We start from the raw sequence: 23,230 nt of genomic DNA, 5'->3' as shown, positions 1-23,230 counted from the left end.
CCGCATTCGAGGCAGGAAACACTGAATATACTAGAGCTTAGTCCCGCTAGTCAAAGACTGGTCACGTAAGCTTATTCTTTTTCATTCTGCGCATTCACCGCTGTCATCACGAATTCCCTCACGGGCTCTTTCTTAGGCACACCAGGCATTTCGACGGCGAGAGGAAACATGCCGTCCGCATGTACCGCATGACCGTGCAGTGTCATTGGCGCGTCGAGCACTTTTCGCAGTGTGCAGAGTCGCACTTCCAGGAAGCTCCTCACGATCATGAGGTACCGGTCGTTCCCGAGCGGGGCGAATACGCCGGTGTTTCCAAGCCATGGTGCGTCCGCCGGTGTTCCATCCTGCTCCTCGCGGTCGATCACGAATTCCGTCGCACGCAGGAATTCCGCGTCTGTCACCTGCTCCAGCCGCACCGTCGAACACCCCGCCGCGAATTTCGCCGGCTCTCCGTGCTGTGTCTTGCCGGTGTGGAAAAAGGTGTGGTACTCGCCGGGGAAAGCGGCCTTCCATCCTTCGTCTACCGATACCGGTAAAATGAACTTCGCGAGCGCCGCACCGAACTCGTCGGAGGCCGGCGGCGGCGCGACCGACGCGAGAAAGCGCCCATAGCGCCGAACCATGACATCGTCAGTCCGGTATTTCCCGAGGATGAAGCGTTGAAGCGTCGATAGCGGCACGGCCGACTGATCCACGCCCAGCACATGAATGATCCGGTCGCAAAGGATCGTATCGCCAATTCCGTGCAGCTTCTTGTAACTCACCAGGCCCTGCCTGACGCGTTCGCGCTGCTGCTTGTCGACTGCCGCCAGTTTCGCCATGTGCTCAGACTCTGACCAGGCCTTTCGCTTTAAATAATTCCGCCCGCTTCCTTCATTTGGCTGGGGCGCCGAATGCGCCCGATCATAGCAAGGGAGCGTGCAGATGCTATGGATTTTGGCCGGGATTGGCGGCTTCTTCCTTATCGTGCTGCTGGGCTGGCGATTTGATGGAAAGAAGAGCGACGCCTACGGCTCGGCGCAATGGTCGAGCGTGTGGAAGCCCTTCAGAAAAAGAATGTTCGACAAACGTGGCCTCCGGGTCGGGGAATGGACGGGGCGCCTCGGCGTCTACTACGACGCGACGCACGCCATAACCTTCGGCCATTCGGGCTCGGGCAAGGGCGTATCAGCCATCCTGCCGAACCTCCTTTCCTACCCCTGGTTCTTTTTGATCGATCCCGGCGGGGAAAACACCGCGATCGCCGTCAAGCACTGGCGCAAGCGCAAGATGCGTTTTGCCTGCATCAACATCTTCGGCATGTTTCCGGAAGAGCCTTGGACGCTTCCCGCGCACGGTTTCAATCCGCTTGATTTTCTCGATGTGAGCAGTGCAGGCTTCGCGGCTGACGCGCTCATCTTCTCCGAGATGCTGACGCCCCGCACCGGCACGGAAGGCGGCTCCAACACCTACTTTAAGGACGCGTCGCAATCCGCAAAGCAGGCCTTCATTATCCACATCAAGACGACCGAACCCAAGGCGCGGCAGAACCTTGCGACCCTGTACGAGTATGTGAACAGCGACGCGAAGGGTTGGAAAGCGCTTCTCACTGCCATGAAGGCCAATCCGGCATGCAGCGGCCTCGTCGGCCAAATGGCGATCAGGCTCGCCCGGATCGCCAATGAATCCCCGCCTGAATTCTCCGCCATCCTGTCCACGATCCAACAGGATTTGAGCTTCCTCGCCGATCCGCTGGTTCGCGAAAAACTGAGCTGTTCCGATGTCGATTTCTCGATCCTCAAGGGTCTGGAGCATGGCCAGACCGGGGGCATCGTCAGCGTCGTGCTGCCGCTTGAGTACATGGAAAGCCATGCTGCGATTCCGCGCCTGGCGCTCGCCTGCGGGGTGCTGGCAATGCAGCGTAAGCCGCTGGCCAGGAATAAGGTCGTCTTCCTGATCGACGAAGCCGCAACGCTAGGCAGGGTGCTGCGCTTTCCGAACTGGCTTGCGACGCTGCGGAAGTACCGCGTCGTGATCTGGACCATTTGGCAGAATATCGGCCAGCTCTCCGACCTTTACGGGCGCGGCTGGCAAACGCTGGTCGCCAACTGCGGCCTTGTTCAAATTCTCGGTGTCGGCGACACCGAGACTGCAAAGCATACCGAGGAGCTTCTCGGCAAATGCACGATCAAGGTCGTTAGCACAAACGGGCGCGGCGAGCGGTCGACTTCGGAAACTTCGCGCCCTCTTCGGATGGCGGACGAACTGCGTCGGCTCGAAGAAGACGAGCAGATCGACTTTATCGGCAATCTCTTGCCGATGAAGCTCAAGAAGGTGCTGGTGTGGCAGCGTCCCGACCTGGCCGGGCGTTTCAACCGCAATCCCTACTTTGACGATGACGCGCCGGGCGTTTCCGCAGCGGACGAGATGGCGGCGGCATGGGGCCGCATTTACTACGCGCTCGTGTGGTTGATGGCGCCTCATCCTGTCGCCGCCTGCCTTATCTTGGTGGCGATCTTCCTGTTTGCGTTGTCAATGTGCTCGGGCGGGAGATGAGCGATGGTCCTCGCCCTGATGGTGGGCTGGATCGTCTTCAGCTACGCCTTCGCAGAATTCGCGCCGATCATTCTTCTGGGCCTTTGCCACCTGATCGGCTTCCTGTTTCTGTGTTTGTGGGAAGTCCTCAAGCTCGCGGCGCGGATCATCGGATGGATTCTGCGGCAAGTCGTTCATTGCATTACCCGGATGCTGCGCAGGGTCGCGAACGCCGTCTATCTTGGCTGTGCGCTGCTCTACTTCATGGCGGACGAATGGTGGCGCGGTCCGCCTGAGCAGGCGCAGAGCGAAGATGCCGAACGCGATGTATCAGGGGATCAGCCTCTACGGGAAACGGAAAACAACGACTATGAGAAGGCGCTCTCACTGCTTGGCCTGACGCCCGGCTTCACGAAGGAGGCGCTCAAGCGCGCTTACCGGACGACGATGCGCGCGGCCCATCCCGACGGCGGCGGCAGCGCGCAGGCGGCGCAGGCAGTCAACGGCGCTTACGATTTTGTCCTGCAAGTCCACGGTTGGTCGCGCTAACGGCGTGGCCAATCCGTGACCAGCTGCGACGCTGGAAGTCCCGCCGCGAATTCTCACATTCCAGATAGAGGCGCAGTAGCCGCAATAGGAGATCGCAATGCTTCCGGCAAAACGGCACAAGACCGAAAGTGAAAGCGGGAGCGTTCTCGCTCGCGCGCTGGATCGTTTGCAGGCGCATCGGCGCGAGCGCCGGCGCAATACGCGCCTGGGCTTTCTGATCGACGCCACGGGAAGCCGCAATGAAACATGGGAGCAGGCGCAGGGAATCCACGCCTCCATGTTCCGCGCAGTAGCGGGCCTCGGAAACTTTCAAGTCCGGCTTGTGCATTTCGGCGGCGGGAAATTGAGCGATCACGGCTGGATGGCCGGTTCTCGCGAAGTGGCCGCCGCCTTTGCCGGTGTGCGCTGCATATCCGGCTGCACCCAGATTCTTTCAGGGCTTGCTGCCTTTCTCGAAGCGAAGGAAGGCGAACGCCCTTCCGCAATAATCCTCATCGGCGATTGCTTCGAGGAAGACGCGGGCGAAGCAAGCCGCATCGCCCTTGACCTCAATGAGGCGGGCATTCGCGTCTACTGCTTTCTCGAAGGTGAGGACACGACCGCCGAGGGCGTATTCCGCGAGATCGCCGAAACGACCGGCGGGCGGATGGTGAAATTCGGAAGCGAACTGCCTCTCGCCGATCTGTGTGCGGGCGTCGCGCTGCTGACCGCCGGCGGCGAGAAGGCGGCTCACCTGATCGAAAACGAAAAGGCGCGCCGGCTTCTGCTGACCGGCCCGAAGCAAAAGTAAGTTTAACCGCCAGCAAGAGGATCAAGGTCATGTCCGGCAATATCTACTCCCCTCATAGCGTGATCGGCACCCATCTCAGGGAGCTTGAGCGCCAGGCCGAACAGCAACGCGCAGTGATGAAATCCTCCGTGGAAATCCTCGGAAGAACGCAGCCTCACGTGGCCACTCAAGCGCCCGTGTCCGACGGTTGGCAGCCGGGCAGTGCGGTCTTCACGACTGACTTCGGCCAGTTAAAAGAAACTGCCAAATCCATTAAATCCACCAAATCCAAGAAAGCCAGGCCCGGCTTCTGGGCAAGGCTCTTTGGCATGCGGGCGCGATAGCGTCCGCCAGGGAGTAGCGCGATGAAACGGGTCACGCTGAAGATCGACGATAAATTCTACAGCTTCGCCGAATGGGCGGCGCGTGAGTGGGGATATTTTGGAGCCGAAGACTATCTTCGCGCCGCTCTGTTCCGCGCGGTTCTGGAAGACATGGAAAATCCCCTCGTGCTTCCGGGCGGCGAACCGGAAAAGCTGCTCGTCGAAGATGACGGCGGCGGCATGCGGCTCGTCGACGACATCGATGATGACATTCCGTTCTGATGGGGATTGCTATGGACGACGCACGCGGTAAGGCCACGATATTGGAGAGCGCCCGCGAGCTGACAGACGAAGCGCTTCGGGAGGTCATCGCGGCCTTGGAAGAAGACCTCGCGGGAAGAGTCAACAGGCGCAAGAACGAAGCACTGATGGAGATCAGGCGTCTGATTAAGAATAACGAACTCGACTACCGCGTCACACGCAAGCGCGGCAGGCCGCGTAAAATCTCCGGCGCATGAAAGAAGAAGGGCGCTTACGCGCCCTTCCCGTTTCTCTCCTGCCCTTCGTCTTCCGAGGGCTCCCGCAGGACGATCCTGCCGCCATTCGCGGGAACCAGGTCGAGCGCAAGCGTGAGCCCCTTGCCGTCCTCGTGATCCCAGGCCGCGCCGATGCGCGTCCAGAAGCTCTTTTCTCCGCGCTCGGCGACGTGGTAGGCGATCAGCGCCGGGCCTTGGGTTTCACGGGTCTTTTCCTTGCGGTCGTAGTTGCGGTTACGTGTCGTCATAGTCTTTCTCCTTGTTAGGGTTTTTCGATACGCCCACCGGTCGATCCGGGCGGAAAAGCCGCCGATGCACCGCAGGGAAACGGGCAACACGGGAGCGCATGCGAACGGATCGGGCAGCCCGTTGCAGCGAAGGCGCGCTCGGTCAGGTTGGCGTGATTGTCGAAAGGCCCTTCTGCAAAGGAAGAGACGCTGTGACGCCGCGAAACACCCCCGCAACAACCCCCAGGAAACTGTGAAACCATGCTCCCGCTGTCTCGCGCCTCATCCGGCAGCTACGCGGTGATGCAACCAAACGGGATTGGAAGTCCTGCCTGATCACGAGGACGGCAAGGCGATGCGGCCAATGCTCTCCGTCCCCATCAAACGGCTGCGGGTCGAGTGCAATGCCTGATCGGAAAAACGAAGGCAGAGAAACGGCGGCATCACATGCCCCTTCTTTCTGCGCAAGGGATCATCACTCGGATGGGGCCAGGACGCAGAGCGGTTCGGGGCTGTTACCCTAGACCCCGGTCCGCAGGGTGCGCGCCGGGCTGCTGCTATCTAGCAGTAGTCGTCGATTGATTCCGGATACGCATCAGTTGGCGCCCCGATCGCGATGCAATGAGCCTTCATGGCGCCCACTTGTTCGAAGAAGGTGCCCCCGGCTTCATGGCAGTAGAAATCCCCTTCGACATAAACCTTCGCGTGCGACCAGGGTTTGACACCGGACGTCATACTGCAGACGATGGACAACACGCCATCGTCGTTCATTGCGGCCTCCACGACGGTACTTTCGCCATAGCGGTTGCGGCCAAACACGGCGCCTGCAACCAGACGCTCAAGGTAGCTTTGCAAACCTTCGGAAGACACGCTTTCGGGACACTGCGGAAACTCCGTCGGAGTCCGCCAGTTGCGCTGAAAGACACCTGGCGTGAGCGACGAACCTTCCGGCTCGGGGATGAAAGCCGGTGTTGGTGGCGGGTTGGGAACCCACTCCAATGTGCCGTTTTCCTTCAGTTCGAGGATTTGGCTTGGCCTGGGCCTCGGCTTAGTCACCCAGTCCCTCGGAGCGCTGTCTTTGCGCTTCGGTTCAGGGAAGGAAGCGGACGCAGGCCTCGGCTGAAACAACCAGTCGCCTGGAGCACCGCCCTGCTTGCCTGCCTGTCCCTTTTCCACCCACTCAAGCCAGCGCTTGCGGCTTTCCTGTGCCTCCTCTTTTGTGACGGTTCGCATCCAGTCCCAGTTGGAAACAAGCTCGGCACCGGGGTTCTCGAAGAAGGCCTCAAGCGAACCAAACGCCAGTTCGATCTTCCTGCGCGTGATCGGATTGAGAAGGATGTTCTCCAGCCGCGTAACCCAACGCAGATTGTCAGGGCGGTTGTTCAGCCGGTTAGTATCAATGTGATCGACTACATGACCCGCCGATGGCGCGGGGCCGTGAAACGCTAGCGCGACGATGCGATGGACAACGTGGCCGTTGATTTCGAAGTAGCCCGAATGCCTGTTGAGGGTTCCGAATGTCCAGACCTCGTCGAGTTTTCGGCGTCGTAAGCCGGGACGCAAGCGCCTCAGGACAGCGCCATTGTCACGAACAAGGTAGACCTCCTCCTTGAACCCGACCTCGCATTCCTTCTCGAAGATCAGGAGCGTTTCTTCAGGCGACGGCTGCTCAGCAATCGAATCCAGTGCTGGCATCCGCGCAAACGAATCTGTGTCGTGCATGGCACGCCTCCATAGATTGTTTCCGGGATTTTCATCAGCGTTGCCAGCTTGCGCTGGTGCTGGATTCTCTTGTTGGCGGCAGTATTCGGGGTGCCAGGCGCCACCTTATGCTCACATGCACGCTGGAATTTTGCCTTGGCCCCCGTTGGGTGTCAACAACTACAATCAGAAGGCTCGGACGTTAAGGCCGAGTCCGTATGAGCTTTGCCAGTCCGTCGCGAGTGTACCATCACGCAGCGCCGTCAAAGCCTCGCCCTGCGTGGCAGGGCTACGGCGCAGCCCGCCCGGCTCGGCTTCCGGCGTGATCAGCAAGGCATCCTGGATGCCGGCGTCCTGCCAGCGCACCCGCTGCAAGACCCCGACATAAGGCCCGGTCGCCGAAACCACGGCCCTTACCGCTGCAATTCCGTGGTGCTGCGCATAGGCAAGGAGCACGCGCTGAAGGATTCGCTGCGGCCACCATGAGGGGGTAAGCCTCGCATCGTAGTCGCCGATCGGCTCAGTCGCCAGCAAGGCGCCATACCCGCCGCTCAGAATAACGACGTGCGCGCCTGCCTGCATCAGGTCTCCGATTGCCTGCCGTCCGGCCTGATAGAGCGCGCCGTCGTAGCGCTGCCAAGCCGGTAGCAAAACAGTTTCATCGAAGGGCGCAAGCTGCCTGACCGACGCCCGCGCGTCCAGAAACTCGGCAGTGAGTTCGGGCGGCAGACTTTCGGCGATTGCCGGCCCCGGCGGCGCATCTTCGCCTCGGTCGCGCTTTACACCCGAACACGGAAGGATCAGCAGGGTCTTGGCAAGGTCGGACGGCATGATCGACACGGGCAGACCGGGCTTGGCCGTGTTTCTGTCCGATGCTTGCGCACGCGAGGCGGCGGGCGGGCGACTGGCCGCGCTTCCATTGCCAGGCACATTGACGATCTTGCCGCCAGCTCCGCGCTCGCGTCGCAACGAGCCCCTTGCCGCAAGCCGCCGGCAAATCTGATTGACGGTCTGGCGCGGCTCGATGCCGAGGGTGCGGGCGATTTCGTCATCGTCCAGCCCCGGCCTTTGCAGAAGCAATTCCATGATGCGCTGCGCGTGCGTGCCGTCCGTCATACGGCCCCTTCTGCCTCTATCAGCGCTTCGAGCGTGTCCAGGAATGCCGGATCATGGCGTTCATTGACATGCCGCCAGTTCCAAAGGCCGGAAGCGCACACCCGCGAACGGTCGCAATGATGGCCTAGCCACCCTTTTGATGCGCGATCGAGCGGCTCACGCTCATAGTTGCTTAGAAGCGCGATCGCATTGCGTTCGATGGCGCCGCGCAGACTTTCCGCGCCCGGTTCGTCATCGATGCCGAGCCACAGGAACGGCATCGCCCGGATGACCTCGCTGACTCTGGATTCAAGCGCATGTTCGCCGTCGCGCGTAGCGCGGTCCGCCGTGTTCCCGACGTCCCAGGTGGACACCGCAAGCTGCGGCTCCTGACTTACCAGTGCCGTACCGACGATCAGCCGGAAGATCGAGCCGCGATGATTGCCGCCTCCCGAACCGCCGCCGCGATGCTGACTCAGGCGGCCCCACAGTTTCGATTTCGACTCCGGCTTAAGGGCGTGTGTGCCGACACGGACGACACGCGGGCCGGTGCCGCTGTCAGATCGACGCTCGCCGTCCTCGAAGAAAAAGTAGACGCCGCGGCGCGGCCAGTTCATGCGGCCCGAACATTCGGCCAGCCGGCGCGCTCCGCCGCCCCTCTCGTGAAGCCGGTCTATGAGCGAATAGAACCTTATGAGATCAGAGCGTCTATCCATGCTTAGTTTTACATGGGCGGGCGCCAATTTTTCAACAAAATCCGCATTGTTGCTCTGCCACCATCCCCTCGCAGACATCTTCCCAGGCCTTATCGCACGACCGAATTCGACTATCCGCATCCTCCTTGGATCAAGGTCAAGCCATCGGTCATCCGGTCTTTCAGTCCACGAATCTGGCGGACAGTCCGCTGGGCGGACGCAAGCGTGAAGCTCCTCCTCGTTGTTTCGGCCCTGCGGGTGTCGTCCCGCGTCCTGCCCGCTCCTTCGCGGCGCATGAAAGCCCGGATTGGCCGGGCCTTCCAGCCCAAGGAGGAAAACATGCAGATCAGCATCACATTCAATCGCCCGGCGGCCGACGACGGCCCCGGCGTCAGCGTCTTCTGGCTGATGGTGTTCGCCATCGCCATTCTGGACGACGGCGACCGCCGCGAGGAAAAGCGCCGCAAGCGCAAGCATGCGGAGCCGCAGCCGTAACGGCTGCACGCCGCGCCCCCCCCCCCGCGGGCGCGGCGGTTTTCGCAACCCCGTTATGCCGCGTCCCGGCGGTAGCGCGGCCCGATCGCGACAAGCCTACCCTTGAGTTCGCGCCGTATGTGAGCGGCGATGACCTTCTCCGCGAAAGCATCCGGCGTCAGTCCCGGCGCGGGATCGGCATGGATGCCGAGAAAGCTGCGATAGCCGGTTTCACTGATGAAGGGGCGGTCAAGGTCGACCGCATGCGCGGCGAATCCCGGCCAGAACATGAACCCGCTGCCGATGCCGAATATGCCGTCCAGCTCGATGCGGACGCGCGTTCCGTCCACGATGATCGCGAACTCGCCCTCCTGTCCCCACAGCGGAGCCGCGCCGCTTGCGGCGGCGGTTTCCCGCGCAAGGACGCGGCCGGGCGCAACCTCACCCGCGAGAATTCCCGGCTCGCCGCCATTGAGCCGCACCGCAAGAAGCTCCGCTTTCTTGCGAAGGCTCATCGCGGTCTGCACATCGGCGGCCAGCATCGCGGCATGGTGCTGCCGGATCAGGAGGCGATAGAACGGGATCGCCTCCTCCAGCGTAGAGGGAAGGTGGGCGGTTTCCCGCTCCACCTCGCGCTTGCGATTGTCTTCGGCGGCGGCGAGAAGCAAGCCGTCAAAGCCAAGCTGTGCCTGATCGTTTCTCATGCGGCCAGCGCCTCCAGCGAAGCTTGCAGCCCGTTCAGATAGTCTGCGGCGCGCTGCGCATGCGATGCGGCAGTGAAGATAGCCCGCTTATCGTTTTTCAAGACTTTCAGCCATGAAGCGATATATGCCGCATGGTCTGCGCGAGGCTCCGGCGTCAGGTCGAGGTCGGCGGACAGGAAGGCCGCGCCAAGTTCGGCGACAAGCTCCTCCATGGCATAGCCTTCATCGCCCCAACGCTTGCGCCCGAATTCGCGGTCAAGGCGTTTGCCATGCTTCGTCCAGTGCACACATTCATGCGCGAGCGTCGCATAGTAGGACTCGGCATCGCGGAACACATCGATGCACGGCATATGCACGAGGTCGGTGCGCTGGACGTAACAGGCCTCGCCGCCGCCATGCACGATCTGTGCGCCTGTCGCGGCAAAGAACGCATCGGCCCGCTCAATACGCGGCACGGGATCAAGCCGGGGCTCGGCCACGCCGTAAAAATGCGCGGGCAATCCTTCGATCTGCTCGACATTGAAAACCGTATAGCCTTTGAGAAACGGAATTTCGCGCTCGGCCTCTTCGCCGGTCGCCTCGTCCGTTTCCTTCCTGCGAATGCGGTCGGCATAGACGACAAGGCTGCCGTGCTCGCCCTTGCGGACATTCGCGCCAAGTTCGAGCGCCTGTTTGAAGGTCATCCAGATCGGCGCGGCATAGCCTTTGGCGACGGCCTCGCCCCACAGCATCAGGACGTTGATTCCCTGATAGGGCAGCCCGTTAAAGCGCAGGGGCCGGGTGATGCGCCCTGCGGCATGTTCTGCGTTCCAAGGCTTGAGCCAAGGCCTGACTCCCTGCTCCAGTTCGGCGACGATGCGATTGGTGATACGTTCATAAACATCGGTTTTCATTGGTCTTTCCTTCCTAGTCATGCGGTTGCGCATGCAACCGACTAGGCCCGCGCCAATGAGCGGGGGAATGACGTCAAGACCGGAAAACGGCGGGTTGGTGCGGGCTGGAGCGCAGCGACGACACGGCCGCCGTTTTCCGCCCGCAGCATCGCGGAGGGCTTGGCCTTGACGGCATGGGACCGCAGGTCCCGAACTTCAAACAAAGGAAGTCGGCCGACTTATCCTCCATAGTCCAAAGGGCGACGGAGGAAGGCCGACAGTGTTATCTTGCGCGAGGGATCGTTACCGGACGGCCAAGACCCGATGGGGCTTGGGGAGCGCAGCGAGTAGAGCCCGGTCCTGGTCGCCGCAGGCGGCAAGACGCGCCGAGTGAGTCATGTCTAAAGGGATGAAGACGATGCCAAAAAGAAGATACGGAGATGATTCACACGATGAAGGCCTGGAAGAAAGGTGCCCGACAATCATCGAGTGCCTTGAAGATATCAGGCTCCTTTCAATCACGAAGACGGAGATCGGTTACAGGATCGTCGAGCTATGCGACGAATACAATGGCGTTACGCTAACTCAAAACCAGTTTGAGCGATTAATCGACGAGCTCCGTGAGATGGCGAAGCAAGCTGGCGAGTAGCCCGGTCCTGCGTAGCTTGCGCAGTAGGATGCACCATCGAACGAAATGGAATGAAACTACGACCTTGCAAAAGCCAGCAACGGCCCGATGTCGTGATTGTCCGCTGCCCGCAGCGCCTCGACGTAACGGGTGCGCAGCTCGCCGGTATCCGCGAGCCCGCCGCCGCCCCAGCTAAACGGCTCGCCGCCGAGCCGCTCGATCAGCAAATCGGCCATCAGGCGTGCATGACGCCCGTTGCCGTTCGGAAACGGATGAATGGCGACCAGCCGGTGATGCAGCCGCACGGCGATTTCATCCGGAGGGTACGTCTTATTCGCCACCCAATAGCGCACATCGTCGAAGAGCGCCGCCATGTCGGTCTGGATGCGGTACGCATCGACCCCGATATTCCGCGCCGTCGTGCGGCAAGTCCCCGCCCACTTCCACACCTCGCCGAACATGCGCTTGTGCAACGTGAGGGCAAAGTCGATGCCGAGAATGTCTTCCGGCTTGCGCCCGCGCCGCCCGCGCGCCCACGCCGCCCCTGCCAGGATATTCTCCTGCTCGGCGATGTTGAGGTCGCCGCGATGCGTGACCCAGCTTTGCAGGAGTCCTTCGCGCTCTTCCGGCTCCAGCGGCGTCGCGTCTTCCGGCTCTGCAAAGGGGTCGCTCACGGCTCCTCCCACAGATCGCGGGCTTTGATCCGGTCGCGGATATAAGCCTCGATGCGCGCTTCCATCCCGGCATCGCCGGTTTCCTGCGCCTCCAGCTTCATCGTATGGGCAACACGCGCCAGCGCGCGCGTCGCAATCTTCCGCGCCCGCGCATTGACGGCCTCTTCCAGAGAACTGTTCGGTACGAGCGCATAAACCAGCGTACAGTCCAGCGCCTCCGCCGCCCGCCGCAGCGTAGCAAGCTGGATCGAACCGGAAGCTTCGGATTTCTCAAGGGCTTCGACGCTCTGCGGACGAACGCCCAGCCGCCCTGCAAGCTGCACCCCTGTCATGCCCAACGCTTCCCGGATCGCGCGTATCCACCCCTTGGGCGGCGCACGAAACCGGTCTACGGGCTTCAAGCCCGCAAGCCGTTCATCCAGGCGCTCCCGCGCCCTCTTTCTCACATCTGTTTTCATATTATAGCCTGATTCCTATCTCTAGAAATCAGTCTACACTATGATTTATGTTCATGCAAGATCATATTATAGTCTGATTTTACCCAACTCAAATCAGTTTAAAACCTGATTCACGTCTACTGCCAAATCATCAAGGTGCAGGCGGCGGGAGACCAGGGATCGAATGAGCAGGCAAACTCGTCGTGTGACGCGGCCAGCGACGACGGTGCGAAACCTACTGCTGACGTGCAAGTGATCCTTGAAGCTCTAAAAAAAGGTCTTCAGGCAAATCAAAGCCCGCAAGCCGATCCCCAATGAGGGCTTCGGCCCTATTGATCACAGATCCCTCAAAGGATGCGAAGCCCAAGGCAACCGGATAGCCGGTAGCGGCGCCGATCGGGGCATGCACTATCGCAGCCATCATTGTTTTCGGCACGAGAAGCAATTCCAACGCCGCGGGGAACTCTGGCCTTTCTGATTTCCCCATTCGGTCGTAAGTCTTTTCGACGTATTTCTCAGGCTTGCCGGCTGCCAGGCAGACCGCCTTGAGGTCGGACCCGTCCTCTTCTGAGGTCGCCATTTTCTTGCGCATGAGATTCAGCAAGTCCCTGACGAGGGTAGTACCGCCCCAGTAGGGAATGTGAGGCGCTACCGAAATCACATGACGTGGCTTTACCAAATGCTCCCCAAGTCCATACTCCAGGACGGCGGATAGCCGTGCGATGTTCTTCTCCAGGCTTAGCGGCCCAATGAGTGCGATCGTTTTCCTATCCTTGCGCGGTTCGCCTGCCCGTCTTACGGCTTCATTCCAATAGCGTCTGACGGATAGTCCATCCCGTACGACGAACTCCTTCAGAAAATCCGGAGCAAGATCGATCAGGATTTGATAAGCCTCGCCTGCACGCAGCGCATTTAGCGAAGTCTTGGTATTCTCGAACAACATCGAAGCGGATTGCTCGATTTCGCTCCTATCCGCTACCTCATGTTCTGGCCGCCATGAGCCAAGATCAATCTTTTCGATGAGATGAGGATTTGAAGCATGGACAAATGCACGTATGCGCACCGGCGTCTGGAACCTGTCGCGCGGCACTATGCCATCGATCGAGTAAAGGCCCCGTCTCTGCGTTTGCTCGCGATCTGCGCGGTCTGAAAGCTCGTGGAAGAAGCGGCTGAACTGATCGCTAAGTTTGTCGGCTACATTTCCGGTTGCCACCTGGCTCGGTATAGGGAGCTCCGGCAGCATAAATTCCACGGAGTCCAGACCTCGTGAGGGCTGAGGAGCAACGGACAGAAGATCGAACCCGTGGGAACGGCGACGGCTCTCCACAGAATAGATCAGCGGTTCTTGTTCGTTCTCCTTGAATAACTGCTCGCCAGCTAACGCCAGCCACAGCCGCCCGTCCTTCCGCTGCACATAGCCGGGTGTGATGGCCTCGTTTATAACATAGGCCATTTCAGTGGGCGTATATCCAAAAAAGGCGGCAGCGCTATCTTCTTCGATGCCGGGAGCAGTCTTGATGAGACGAAGCAGGAACTCCAAGCTCGGGCTGACGCTATCCAAAACCGCAATTTTATAGGAGATATCAAATCTGCGGCATGGCAGCAACGCATCGACGACACCGACTTCAACCAAGGGATCTTGGTTGGCATCAATCATCCGATCTTGCCTTTTGGTCACGTTGTCAGGGACTACAGTTACACGCCCTTTAAGCCTGATAATGGGACGATCCTTGTTAGGCATTCGTCCCTCCGTCCGCGACTTGTTGAGTCAGCGCCCTCTTCTTTTGCGCCGGCTTTTTGTCCATCGCCATGAGAACCGAAGCAGCATCAATTGCCATTGCTTCTCCGTCTTCAAGCAAACGATCAAAACCGATACATAGCTTTCCTAGCGGACTATCCATTCGCCATCGCTTGCGCGCACCGACAATCACAAGCCGATCCATTGCCCGGCTGGCTGCGACGTTGATCCGGTTCGGAGCTGCTAGAAAACCTTCCCTGATCCGCTTCATACCAAGTTCAGAAATTCCCGAGTCATTGTTCCGAACCAGGGACAGTATGATGATAGGATTTTCTTTGCCCTGATAGCTATCGACCGTTCCAACTTTGATTTTGCTGTCGAGCAGGTGCCCCATCGAGGACTGGCGGAGCTTGCGGCGTATAAGTTCCCGCTGCGCGGCATACATACAAATGATTCCGATGCCGGCTGGGTATGCCTCCTGAGTAAGAAGCCAATCCTGAAACGGCTCGTGCTCCAGCCACCTTCCGAGTTCGGCGAGGATTGCGTCTGCCTCGGCCCTATTGGTTCGGCTGTGCGAGCCTGCATCCTTTTGCTCGAACCCGGCCTCACCGAGTCCATCGGTCTCAACCCAAACGAGCGGACGGCTCAGGCTTTTTGGGAGCGCTTGATCGTTGATAACGGGCGTATTTCTACCGGCCTTCAGCTTGATGTCGGAGTAAAACGCTTCCGAAACGAGCCTATTGATTGGGGGCAGCATCCGGTACTGGGTTTTCAGATGCGATCCAGCTTTTGCTCCAAATCCCGTCGTGAATACCCTCTCGAAATCGCTTCGCTGGATTTCGTGTTTGTGAATTCCCGTTCGCTCCGCGACGAGTGAAACTACCTCAGCCTTATGCTGCGGTTTGAGCTGCGCGTGGTCCCCCACCAGCACCGCCCACCGTGCGGCCTGCAATGGCACAAGCAGCTCGCTGGCAGTACAGCGTGCCGCCTCATCCACAATGACAAGATCGAATGGTGTGGCTGTGAGTCCGAGTGATGTGCGTCCCAATCCGACGCATGTACCTACGACGATCTGACGCGTTCCCGCGAGGAAGGCTTCGAAACTGCGCTGAGATCGGGACGTGCTTGCCATAAAATCTCGGCCGATGCCGGCTGCAATCCGAAGGCGCTCGATCCGGTCGGCGTCGACACCGTCTGCGAGGCGATGTTTTGAGTTTACTTCCCGCGCGATGTATCCGGGCATTGCATCCCATTCACTCTCGTCCGGGTGCAACTCAAACTCCTCAACATCGAGCCGTCCGAGGTGTTTGCGCAGCGTGTCGATAAGGGAATTTATCCTCGCCGAATCGCGGTTATCCTCCTTCACCAGATGCGCGATGTTCTGGCAGATCGGCCTGACAACAGTTTCGATGATCACCACATCATCCACAACGCTGTGCGGCAATCCAAGCGAGTCCCCAATGACAGCAAGCCTCTCTTTGAAAGAGGCCCTGAACCGGTCCTTCATTGCCTGCTCTACCCTCTGCGTGTAGTGCGGGCGCAGATCGGATGACACGAGGTCCTCGCTCATCGCCACCCGTAAAAGGCTTGGCTGCACTCCAGCACCACGGAAATGCTTCAAAACCGAATCCGCTGCGGTGTTAACGGCCTCATGGGACTGGCTCGTCAGGAGAACATTTCTCGCGAGCTTCTTTGTGATGGCATAGTGCGCCAGAGCCGCAATGAACCTGGTCTTCCCCGTACCCGGCGGGCCCTGAAGCAAACCAACGGGCCGCTGCCGAACAATGTGCTCAAACGCTTTGCTCTGATCGTCGTTTAGCTCGTAACTTCGCAGCAGGTCTCTGTCGAGTTCGTGCTGGAATAGAGAAGGCTCGGCCATCGACCTGGGATCGAATACCGAGAGCAGATCGGTCAGCCGTCCGGTACCATCAAGGATGCGCTCCACTGCGCTGGTACGTCGGCGCAGGCTTTGGACTTCAAGATGACTGACAAAACGGAGCCGCTCCCCGGTGTCGATCCAGCCATTCTGGTTTGGGCCGAAGCCGTTCGTGCTGATTGCGGCCATGTCGGAGCGGGACGACTGCACATCCAGCTCGCCGATGCGCCGCCATTCGCCTTTCCCGTCTTGGCGCTCTACACCGACCGTGTCATGGCGGGCGTAGTCGAATGTGCTGCTGCTGTCGAGCACGATTGGAACGCGATGGAGTTTGTTCTGCCTGTCGTAAAAACTTTCTCCTCTGGCGACCGCTTCAGTTTTTAGTTCGTTTTCGATGTCGATCAGCGCGCGCCAAAGAAGAGGAACATCGACGTTCGACGCGGCGCCCTCGCCATATCCGATCTCCTCGACAAGCAAATCCTCCGCGTCATCCTCGGTTGGTGAGGATACGCTTTCCTGATCCTGCGGTTCTGCCGAGGGTTCTCCGCGAAGCTGGGCTTCGATTCTCGACTTTACAACTGGATCATCGAGGAGCTGCTGGAACTCTCCCAGGTTAGAAATATCCGACGCGACTACCGTGATGGGCACGTCGACCCTGTGAAACTCATCGCGGGCATTCCGCGCGATCCACCGCTGCTCCAGCGGGCTCCGCCGGGCCGAAGCGATGTTTCCGTTATTTCCTAGCTTGAGGGCGATCTCTTCGCGCGCGCCGCGTATGTGCAGCACAAGGGCATTTGAAAAATCTCGCCGTAGGCGTAGAAACAGATAGCCTTCATCGGGCTCCAGCAGCCCGGTCGCGGCTCCTATGATGGAAGCTTGAATTTGTTTTGCCGCGGTGGGGTCTGCCTCCGGCGCGGTAAGCCGTGCAGTTACGGCGGCTACGGCATCGGAAAGAGGCTCCAGAGTAGCGAGTTGCGGTTCCTTCTCCCTGCAAGTGCGTACTGCAGTTTCGAGCCTTACGGCGTCTTGGGTGTCAAACTGACACAACGCAAAGAGTTCCTGCGCAATTTTCGTCAGCGCATACCTATCTCGTTCCAGCTTGTTACCGCTCGCGGGAGCATATGCGGAGGAGATGATTTCGCCATCCACACTGGGGGAAAAATCGAGCAAATCGATCAGAACAGGGTCCGCCTCTGGCGTAATGACGATGTTCTCGGGTTTTAAATCACCGTGACTGTAGCCCTGATCATGCAGCCCTTCGACGACTGTGATCAGCTTGGCGACCAGTTCTAGGACCGAGAGAGGTGTCCTATTTTCATCCGGTGGCGCTGCTATGAACTCGGCTAAGGTAGGTCCTTCGATCCAGGCCTGGACGAGGGAAAACGAGTCACCCCGCCACATCACGTTCTTGACTATCGGCACTCCGTGCGGACGGTCGGCTCTCAATGCAGCTGCATGTTGAAGGAATGATAAGATTGTGCCGCCCTCGCGGCGTGTGTCACCCCACGCGGCCTGCTTCCATAGCTTTACGACAACGCTCTCTCCGTCAAGTTCGCTCCGCCAGACTTCGACGCTGTCGGTTTCCTTGATAGGATCGCCTACGCATGGATAGGCACTTAGGAACTGGCGTAGAGTGCGCAGATCGCTTCGGAAACTCTCAAGCCCCGCGATGACTTCATCTGGAGTGGGGCGGGCGGCAGTTGCTCGCACGAAGGCTTCGTGCGCTTCCACCGCGCTTGGGAACCTGCTCCCCGGATCGATGTCCAGTGCTCGGCTGAACCAGCCGTGCAGTTGCACATAGTCCTGCTTTTCATCAATCTCCGGCTTCCATTCCGGAGGTTTTCCCTCAGGGCGCCGCCCAAAAAGCAGAAGGTGGACTGCCACGCCTAGGAGGAATACGTCGCGCGTTTTTGGTCCGCCATCCTCGTCAAGGTAGTCCTCTGGCACTTTAGCCGATGAGAGGAACTGGTACCGGTTCTTCCCAAGAGAGCGGACCTCGGGGAACTTCGCGGTCAGCAGGTGTGAGATCTTTACCGTTGTCGGAGATTCAAGCCAGATGCTGTGAGCGTCGAGGTCGAGGTGCGCAGCATCCTGGCGATGCAGTCCGGCTACCGCCGACAGCAGTTGACGAGCCAGTTCAATTTTTTCGGCCGGGAGCAGACGCTTGGCTTCGGTCGCAGCAAAGGTCCCGAGCCGCTGCATTCGCTTGCGCCGATCATAAATTTCCCAGTAGTTCACCCCGCGTTCGGGATCGTCGATCTTAGGAGTGAGAAGGGTGCGTTCGACCTCTTCGCCTCGATCGCGCAGCCAGCTGAAAACTTCCTGCTCACGGCCTGCGATTTCAAGCCTGCCTTCTTCGGACTGGAACCTTGCATCCGGGCACTTGGAAAAGTCCCATAGCCTCAATGTTCCCAGGTTATTGGGGCTTCCCTCGTCTTGAACATCGTATTCACGGTAGATGGAATGAGGCGGCTCGAAGGTAGGCGCTTCTTCCGCGACGAAAGATTGGAAACGGCGCTTGCCGGGTTTGAAGCTGGTTCCCGTAAAGAATTGTCCCAGCTTTTCCTTCCAGAATGTGCCTGTAAGCGGCCGCTCAAAAAACTCCTTCGCTACATATCCGAAGGCATCCTGTTCGGCACGATCGGTACTGACCTTATTCATAAACTCGTTGATGGTCAGGACATTTGCCACCTCGGTAGGTGCTATTCCAGAACGATCTGCGTTGCCTGTGAGAACAACGAGTCCTGTTACGGTTGGCACCGAAAGAGACTTCGTCTCGCGCCGTGCCGCCAAAGTATTCTTTAATTGTATTGATAATTCACGAGCGATTCCGGAAATCTTCCGGACCGGAGACTGCCCGCGATCTATTCCATTCTGTGTCCAATTATTATCAACGGTTTCAATTCGCCCCGACCAGTCCTTTATGTCGATCAGGTAAATCCGGCGTTTGGATACAATTATCAGATCGATCTCACGGGGCCGCCCGAGGCCAATCACCAGATCGAGGTTGGTGTATCCGAACCACTCGTTGGGCAGTTCGCGAAAGCGGTCAATCCCCTTGACCTCGCGGATGTGAACACCGCGGCCATAATTGCTGATCTTCATACAAATGCCCCCAGATTCGGAAGCCTAGCATACGAGTCCAAACGAGTTCCAGTTCGGACATTACTGGCTTTCTGCGGCTGGCATTGCGAACTTGCGCTTCGCGCGTCTCTTTAGCGATATGGGGCGGACGCAGCCGATCGACGGCAAACCCGCAAGCGGCTCATCCCAGGCGCTCCTGAGCCATTCGCACAGCATTTTTCATATCGCGGCCTGATCTTCTCGAGGAATCAGATAGAAAAACCGCCATCCGCCCGGTCGATCAGGCCGCAATCGCCTGCCAGCTCCAGTATGGTGGGTAGCCGATCTTCCGTTACGGTCGGCTCCCAAGGCTTTTTCGCAAGCGGGATCAGGCCCCCCTCTTCGATTGAAAGCCGCAGCCTCTGGTTTTGGCCGTCGAACCGGTTAACCGCCGTGGCGAAATGTTGGCTCAACACCATGGACTCCAAAACGAACTGAATTGCCTGTTTCAGGGAAACGTCACCGAGCGCGACCAGCCGCTTGCGCAAGTGAAAGAGCGAGAGCCGCGATGCGCCGCCAACTGAAATTGCCGCTCTTTCGTTATCGGCTAAGCACCCCGCGAACGAAGCGCACAGCAACAGTGCATAGAAGCTCACGGCGGCAAACCGCTCGTCCTTGGCTTTGAAAGCCTTCTGTATCTCGTCCATGAGAGCGAACGGCGAGAAGAGCGCATCCGAGCGGCCCCGTGCCACGAAGCCGTCGACAGATTGAATCTGCGCGTCGAGCTGACCGATCATTGTCGCGAGAGTGCTGTCCGGGTCGACCCCGAAGGACTCTGCCCGAAACAGCCGCTCGGCCTCTGCCGTCAACCCGGCGGTATCTTGCAGCCCGCCGATCACACGCTTTTCGCACCAGGACAAAAGGCTCTCCAGTGCGAGGCGCTGGAGCTGGCGCACCTGAAGCACTATCCATTGCCGCAACGCCGGTTGGAGCTCCGCCGGAACTTCGTAGGCATTGCCGTCGGGCCGTCCGGAAAAGAACATGCCCCGGCGCACGTCGTCGGCTGCGAGGGCCTCCGCGCAATGCGAAAGATGAAGCCGGGCAAGCGCGATCGTGCTGCTCCGCTGTCCGAGCAGGGACGAATAATCACCGACGCTGCCCTCCTCGAAAACCGCCCCGCGAAACGCCTGCCGTTCCGCATCGCTAGGAGAATTCGCACCCCATAGTGCCCATAGCGCCCGCGCATCGTCTTCCGTGGCGGTGACGGGGGCGAGCGTATCGAGCAATCGGGCATAGAGATCGGCGTTCGTCCGCAAGACGCCATCGAGGGCCTCGGCAAGAGCGACGCCCTTGCCGGTGGCCCGGAAAAATCCGCCGCGGAACGGTTCGAGGAATCCGAGTCCGGTGGCTGTCTTTGAGGCGGGGCCATACCAGAGCGCGGCGATGAGGCTGGTACTGCTTTGAACCCGGCCCCACGCCTCGAATGTCAGAGGTACGGAACCCCCGCCCTCCGGTGGTTCGGCCTGCTTCCCCGGAATGCCCGGCGTGTCCTCGATCCGCGCGCCCCAGGTGAAGAGCACTTCTATGCGCTCCCTGAAGGCATGCACGTCTTCGCTCTTCGGCTGGTCAATTCCTGCCTTCTCGCACAGGCCATGAAACTTCCAGAATATCCAGGCGAGCAGCGAAAACGGACGGATATAGGAGGTGACGTTGTTTGTTCCGGGGATCAGCGCGGCCATCATATCGAGATTGGCCTGACGCAAGCCGAGAAAATCCACGCCGTTGTTTTCGGACGAAGGCGGCGGCAGGAAAAATGCGGACTGGGGCAGCGGAGCGTTCATGGGTCTGCGTTCACCGTAAATCGCTTGCAGTGGATACAGCGGGCGATGCGCAGCCGGGAATAGGCCGCCGCATCGGATTTCGAGAGCGAATAGTAGTCGAAGGCACAGGCCGTCATGTCTCGGCGGCCCGCCTTCACCTTCTTCCGCCAATCGGGGCCGGATAGCGCCTTGTGCAATTCGGCGCCGACGGGCGAGCCGAAGACTTCCCATTCTGCCGGAACGGGTTCTCCCTTGGTAGCGAGAGCCAGGGCATCAGCGAGCTGCTGCCTGGTGGTTCGTTGTGACAAGATTTCCAATAGAGAATCCGAGAGAGAAGCTTCATCTGCCACTCCCGACAACAGCGCGGCGAAGCCCGCGTTGACATCGGGAATGAGCGAGCGCAGCGCCTCATCCATGTCTACCGCCCCGTTAAAATATCGCTCCAGGCTATCGTGAAGCTCGGCCGCGATTTGTCGCAAATGTCCGGCCCCGGCGGCCAGCCGGAACAGGATGGAAGCCGCCGTGACGACATGTTGTTGAAGCGAGGTCAGGCGTCCCTGCTCGGGCTTGGCAAGGCGGCAGGCCTTGTGAAACCAGGAATGGAGGAAGTCGTGAGCCCCGTCGAGATCGCCGAGGCGGTGGATACGCATCCACATGATGACCTCAAGCTCCATGGCAAGCAGGCCCCGGAGTAGACCGGGCTTGTCCGCTGCATCCTTGATCAGTCGCGCCATTTCACGCTCGAAGTCCGCAAGTCCCAGCTTGCGCGCGCCACTCTCCATCGTCTGTCCGTCGCTGCCGCCCTCTTCCGGGTCTTGTTCTTCAGCCAGCACTAACTCGCCGGAATGCCGCGAAGCCATTGTCTTTGCGCGGCCATGCCCGAGCAGCATCCGCCGCAACCTGGTCATCGCAACGTCAAACTGGTCGGGAGTGGACGATCCGCCCGGCGACGAAGCCGCGCCGGGAGACCCTTCCATGCCGGGCGCGAGGTCGGCCAAGTCTACCGTAATCGACTTTTCGGCACCGTCGCGGCCTTCACCCTCTTCCGAGTTCTTCTGCACCGGACGGTCGAAGAGGCGCAGGTGCTGTTCCGCCTGTACGCTCAGGTAGTCGAGTAGCGCCTCTATATCGTCATCCGTCCCATTGCCCCGCATCAGCCGGCTCAGCGATCCTGCGGTCAACCGCCGCCGGCCCGACAGCGTCAGGAACATTTCATTGTGAACCCATCCGCGCGCCTCGCGCTCGCCCTTCGTCATTACGACTTGCAGCGCTGGCATTTCGGAGAAGGCTTCAAGCGCGGAAGACCGGACGGCGAAGCTGCCGTCGGCCTTCACCGCAACATCGAAGGAGGTGGCATCGCCATCCGCCTGGATCAGGCGTCCCGCCCAAAAACCTTCCGTGGATTGGAGCGAGATAATCCGGCCAGCCAACAGCGCCGCGTCATGACGATCGAAGCTCGCATAGACGATCTCGTTCTCTTTCAGGCCTGACGGCATCCGCTCCTGCGGTTCGAAGGCGGGACGTCCGACGGCCTCCCAGCTGAGCGGCGCACTGTCGGCGGGAAGGCAGCGCAGGACGCCCAGCTCCACATTGTCGCTGGTGGTCAGCGCCTTACGCGTCGCGTTGATGCTGCCTGTAAGAAGAAGCCTGCTCGTGTCCGTCTGAAACTCGTACCACTTGGCATGAACGAAGCGTTTGTCCTTGCGAGAAGGCTTCACCGGCGACACCGGACACGGCCACGCATCGGTTTGCTTGAATGGAAATGGACTCGCGCCGGCTTTGGTGACCGCCACGCTAATGCCGGGTATGTTCAACGTCTCCATCAACTTACGGAGCGCAAGCCCGTCACGGTCATGATACGGCGACATGACGACCGCCTCGGTGCAGGCTCCGTGCGGAGCGAGCAGGCCCGGCAATTGGTCGATTACGGGATCATCCACGGGATGAACGAGGCGCACCGGCGGCACGCCGTCCCGGTCGGCACCGCGATCCGCAGCAAGGCGGGCACGCACCGCAAAGTCATCAACCCATTCCGACCGTGCGATCGTGATGTCCGGACGCGATCCGATGGCCTCCAGAAAATCGGCAAAATCCCGAAAGGCGCTCGCTGCTGAGTCCGCAGACAGCGCCTCGAAGACTTCCGAGTTTTTCCCGTGGCCGCCGAAGGTGACGTTGCCGCTGCCTACGAGCAGGAGGTCGCCTTCATCACCCTCGAGATAAATGCACTTCGCGTGAAAGACCCCGTCCGGCAACGCCACGGGGATCAACCGGTACTCCTGCCCCACGCGCATGGAGCGGCGTTCCAGAAGCGAGGAACGGTAACCTTCCGCGTCGGCAATCAGCCAGATGTCGGAGCAGCCGCCGCGCAGTAGCGACCTCAGGATTTCCGACTCGAAATAGCTAAGACTCAGCGTGTAGGTCGTGAGCAGCGCATGCTTCCATGCGCGCATCTGCATGAAGTCGGCGATAGACGGATCGGCATCGTCCTTCTCATTCATGCTCTGCAGCGCTTGCCCAACTTATATTGCAATCGCT

At 59.8% G+C, this 23,230-nt stretch carries 20 protein-coding genes; 7 read left to right on the top strand and 13 right to left on the bottom strand.

Going from position 1 to position 23,230, the window contains the following annotated elements:
• Nucleotides 1–71: 71 nt before the first annotated feature.
• Complete coding sequence (locus P9217_RS12980) at nt 72–821, bottom strand: hypothetical protein (RefSeq protein WP_278087010.1); 750 nt, start codon at nt 819–821, stop codon at nt 72–74.
• Nucleotides 822–936: 115 nt separating this feature from the next.
• Between P9217_RS12980 and P9217_RS12975 the strand changes: the two genes are divergently transcribed.
• From P9217_RS12975 to P9217_RS12950, 6 genes are all read left to right on the top strand, one after another.
• Entirely contained in the window at nt 937–2,535 is a 1,599-nt protein-coding gene (locus P9217_RS12975; protein WP_278087009.1) for a type IV secretory system conjugative DNA transfer family protein, read from the top strand.
• Nucleotides 2,536–2,538: 3 nt separating this feature from the next.
• Nucleotides 2,539–3,063 carry a hypothetical protein gene (locus tag P9217_RS12970; protein WP_278087008.1) on the top strand — a complete coding sequence of 175 codons (525 nt, stop codon included), beginning with the start codon at nt 2,539–2,541 and terminating at the stop codon, nt 3,061–3,063.
• Between the two features lie 97 nt (nt 3,064–3,160).
• Nucleotides 3,161–3,853: a hypothetical protein gene (locus P9217_RS12965; protein ID WP_278087007.1), complete on the top strand. Its 693-nt coding sequence runs from the start codon at nt 3,161–3,163 to the stop codon at nt 3,851–3,853.
• A 29-nt stretch (nt 3,854–3,882) separates the two neighbouring features.
• Nucleotides 3,883–4,176, top strand: a complete 294-nt coding sequence (locus P9217_RS12960) for a hypothetical protein (RefSeq protein WP_278087006.1) — start codon at nt 3,883–3,885, stop codon at nt 4,174–4,176.
• 21 nt (nt 4,177–4,197) lie between these two features.
• Nucleotides 4,198–4,437, top strand: coding sequence for a hypothetical protein (locus tag P9217_RS12955; RefSeq protein WP_278087005.1), 240 nt, complete (start codon nt 4,198–4,200; stop codon nt 4,435–4,437).
• An 11-nt stretch (nt 4,438–4,448) separates the two neighbouring features.
• Complete coding sequence (locus tag P9217_RS12950) at nt 4,449–4,673, top strand: hypothetical protein (RefSeq protein WP_278087004.1); 225 nt, start codon at nt 4,449–4,451, stop codon at nt 4,671–4,673.
• Nucleotides 4,674–4,687: 14 nt separating this feature from the next.
• Here the strand turns inward: P9217_RS12950 and P9217_RS12945 are convergent, their stop codons facing one another.
• From P9217_RS12945 to P9217_RS12930, 4 genes are all read right to left on the bottom strand, one after another.
• Nucleotides 4,688–4,939: a hypothetical protein gene (locus tag P9217_RS12945; protein ID WP_278087003.1), complete on the bottom strand. Its 252-nt coding sequence runs from the start codon at nt 4,937–4,939 to the stop codon at nt 4,688–4,690.
• A 540-nt stretch (nt 4,940–5,479) separates the two neighbouring features.
• Nucleotides 5,480–6,640, bottom strand: coding sequence for an HNH endonuclease (locus P9217_RS12940; protein ID WP_278087002.1), 1,161 nt, complete (start codon nt 6,638–6,640; stop codon nt 5,480–5,482).
• A 165-nt stretch (nt 6,641–6,805) separates the two neighbouring features.
• Nucleotides 6,806–7,735 (bottom strand): hypothetical protein, encoded by a 930-nt coding sequence (locus tag P9217_RS12935; RefSeq protein WP_278087001.1) that lies wholly within the window; start codon nt 7,733–7,735, stop codon nt 6,806–6,808.
• Nucleotides 7,732–8,331 (bottom strand): hypothetical protein, encoded by a 600-nt coding sequence (locus P9217_RS12930; protein ID WP_278087000.1) that lies wholly within the window; start codon nt 8,329–8,331, stop codon nt 7,732–7,734. The genes P9217_RS12935 and P9217_RS12930 overlap by 4 nt, the downstream gene beginning before the upstream one ends.
• A gap of 303 nt (nt 8,332–8,634) precedes the next feature.
• On the opposite strand from P9217_RS12930, the gene P9217_RS12925 reads away from it, so the two are divergent.
• Complete coding sequence (locus P9217_RS12925; RefSeq protein WP_278086999.1) at nt 8,635–8,904, top strand: hypothetical protein; 270 nt, start codon at nt 8,635–8,637, stop codon at nt 8,902–8,904.
• Nucleotides 8,905–8,957: 53 nt separating this feature from the next.
• Here P9217_RS12925 and P9217_RS12920 read toward each other — a convergent pair whose 3' ends face one another.
• The 8 genes from P9217_RS12920 to P9217_RS12885 form a co-directional block, all read right to left on the bottom strand.
• Nucleotides 8,958–9,587: a hypothetical protein gene (locus tag P9217_RS12920; RefSeq protein ID WP_278086998.1), complete on the bottom strand. Its 630-nt coding sequence runs from the start codon at nt 9,585–9,587 to the stop codon at nt 8,958–8,960.
• The gene (locus P9217_RS12915) at nt 9,584–10,480 is read right to left on the bottom strand and encodes a zincin-like metallopeptidase domain-containing protein (protein WP_278086997.1); all 897 of its coding nucleotides are present in this window, start codon (nt 10,478–10,480) and stop codon (nt 9,584–9,586) included. Before P9217_RS12915 ends, P9217_RS12920 begins: the two co-directional genes overlap by 4 nt.
• 684 nt (nt 10,481–11,164) lie before the next feature.
• Nucleotides 11,165–11,761 (bottom strand): mobile mystery protein B, encoded by a 597-nt coding sequence (locus tag P9217_RS12910; protein WP_278086996.1) that lies wholly within the window; start codon nt 11,759–11,761, stop codon nt 11,165–11,167.
• Nucleotides 11,758–12,219 (bottom strand): mobile mystery protein A, encoded by a 462-nt coding sequence (locus P9217_RS12905; RefSeq protein ID WP_278086995.1) that lies wholly within the window; start codon nt 12,217–12,219, stop codon nt 11,758–11,760. The genes P9217_RS12910 and P9217_RS12905 overlap by 4 nt, the downstream gene beginning before the upstream one ends.
• Before the next feature lie 214 nt (nt 12,220–12,433).
• Complete coding sequence (locus tag P9217_RS12900) at nt 12,434–13,939, bottom strand: hypothetical protein (protein ID WP_278086994.1); 1,506 nt, start codon at nt 13,937–13,939, stop codon at nt 12,434–12,436.
• Nucleotides 13,932–18,917 carry an AAA domain-containing protein gene (locus P9217_RS12895; RefSeq protein WP_278086993.1) on the bottom strand — a complete coding sequence of 1,662 codons (4,986 nt, stop codon included), beginning with the start codon at nt 18,915–18,917 and terminating at the stop codon, nt 13,932–13,934. The genes P9217_RS12900 and P9217_RS12895 overlap by 8 nt, the downstream gene beginning before the upstream one ends.
• A 227-nt stretch (nt 18,918–19,144) precedes the next feature.
• Nucleotides 19,145–20,716 carry a hypothetical protein gene (locus tag P9217_RS12890; protein ID WP_278086992.1) on the bottom strand — a complete coding sequence of 524 codons (1,572 nt, stop codon included), beginning with the start codon at nt 20,714–20,716 and terminating at the stop codon, nt 19,145–19,147.
• Complete coding sequence (locus tag P9217_RS12885) at nt 20,713–23,193, bottom strand: hypothetical protein (protein ID WP_278086991.1); 2,481 nt, start codon at nt 23,191–23,193, stop codon at nt 20,713–20,715. The genes P9217_RS12890 and P9217_RS12885 overlap by 4 nt, the downstream gene beginning before the upstream one ends.
• Nucleotides 23,194–23,230 lie beyond the last annotated feature (37 nt).

The sequence above is a fragment of the Mesorhizobium sp. WSM4989 genome, from assembly GCF_029625795.1.
Classification (GTDB): domain Bacteria; phylum Pseudomonadota; class Alphaproteobacteria; order Rhizobiales; family Rhizobiaceae; genus Mesorhizobium.
The sequence above is the reverse complement of the archived record's forward strand: the minus strand, read 5'-3'. Positions and strand labels throughout refer to the sequence as shown.